This window comes from Clostridioides sp. GD02377, assembly GCF_045899875.1.
Classification (GTDB): domain Bacteria; phylum Bacillota; class Clostridia; order Peptostreptococcales; family Peptostreptococcaceae; genus Clostridioides; species Clostridioides difficile_A.
The window spans coordinates 1-762 of record NZ_JBJODA010000064.1 but is presented as its reverse complement, the minus strand read 5'-3'; the positions used below and the strand labels follow the sequence as shown (position 1 = coordinate 762).

General features: G+C 51.8%; 8 tRNA genes. All 8 read right to left on the bottom strand.

Going from position 1 to position 762, the window contains the following annotated elements:
• Positions 1-13 precede the first annotated feature (13 nt).
• The 8 genes from Q3304_RS20765 to Q3304_RS20730 all read right to left on the bottom strand — a co-directional run bounded on the left by Q3304_RS20765 (position 14) and on the right by Q3304_RS20730 (position 738).
• Positions 14-90 (bottom strand) — tRNA-Met (locus Q3304_RS20765).
• Positions 91-97: 7 nt separating this feature from the next.
• Positions 98-173, bottom strand: a tRNA-Phe gene (locus Q3304_RS20760).
• Positions 174-176: 3 nt separating this feature from the next.
• Positions 177-253: transfer RNA gene (locus Q3304_RS20755), tRNA-Ile, on the bottom strand.
• A gap of 6 nt (positions 254-259) precedes the next feature.
• Positions 260-336 (bottom strand) — tRNA-Pro (locus tag Q3304_RS20750).
• Between the two features lie 61 nt (positions 337-397).
• Positions 398-473: transfer RNA gene (locus Q3304_RS20745), tRNA-Trp, on the bottom strand.
• A gap of 11 nt (positions 474-484) precedes the next feature.
• Positions 485-558, bottom strand: a tRNA-Ile gene (locus Q3304_RS20740).
• Between the two features lie 4 nt (positions 559-562).
• Positions 563-639 (bottom strand) — tRNA-Pro (locus tag Q3304_RS20735).
• 8 nt (positions 640-647) lie between these two features.
• A tRNA-Ser gene (locus tag Q3304_RS20730) sits at positions 648-738 on the bottom strand.
• Positions 739-762: the final 24 nt, after the last annotated feature.

Below are 762 nucleotides of genomic sequence, written 5' to 3'. Positions count from 1 at the left end.
TGATATAGTTAGATGGTAGCGGTAATAGGAGTCGAACCTATGACCTTTCGGGTATGAACCGAACGCTCTAGCCAACTAAGCTATACCGCCGTATTTCTGGTGCCCAGAGGCGGAATCGAACCACCGACACGGGGATTTTCAGTCCCCTGCTCTACCGACTGAGCTATCTGGGCAAATGGTGGGCCTAGCTGGACTCGAACCAGCGACCTCACGCTTATCAGGCGTGCGCTCTAACCACCTGAGCTATAGGCCCTTTTCTTGGTCGAGGTGAAGGGACTCGAACCCCCGGCCCCATGGTCCCAAACCATGTGCGCTACCAAACTGCGCTACACCTCGAAATTTCATTTACTATTTTATACTACTCTAAAATCTATTTTTTTTCAAGTCCTTTTTAATTTGGCAGGGGTGGAGGGACTCGAACCCCCGGCGCACGGTTTTGGAGACCGACGCTCTACCAACTGAGCTACACCCCTATGAAGAATAATGGACCTTCAGGGACTCGAACCCCAGACCTACCGGTTATGAGCCGGGCGCTCTAACCAACTGAGCTAAAGGTCCAAGTTGGTCGAGGTGAAGGGACTCGAACCCCCGGCCCCATGGTCCCAAACCATGTGCGCTACCAAACTGCGCTACACCTCGTTTTTAAATGGCGGAGAAGGAGGGATTCGAACCCTCGCACCGGTTACCCAGCCTAATCCCTTAGCAGGGGATCCTCTTGAGCCACTTGAGTACTTCTCCAAATTTAAGTCCTATTTATTTACT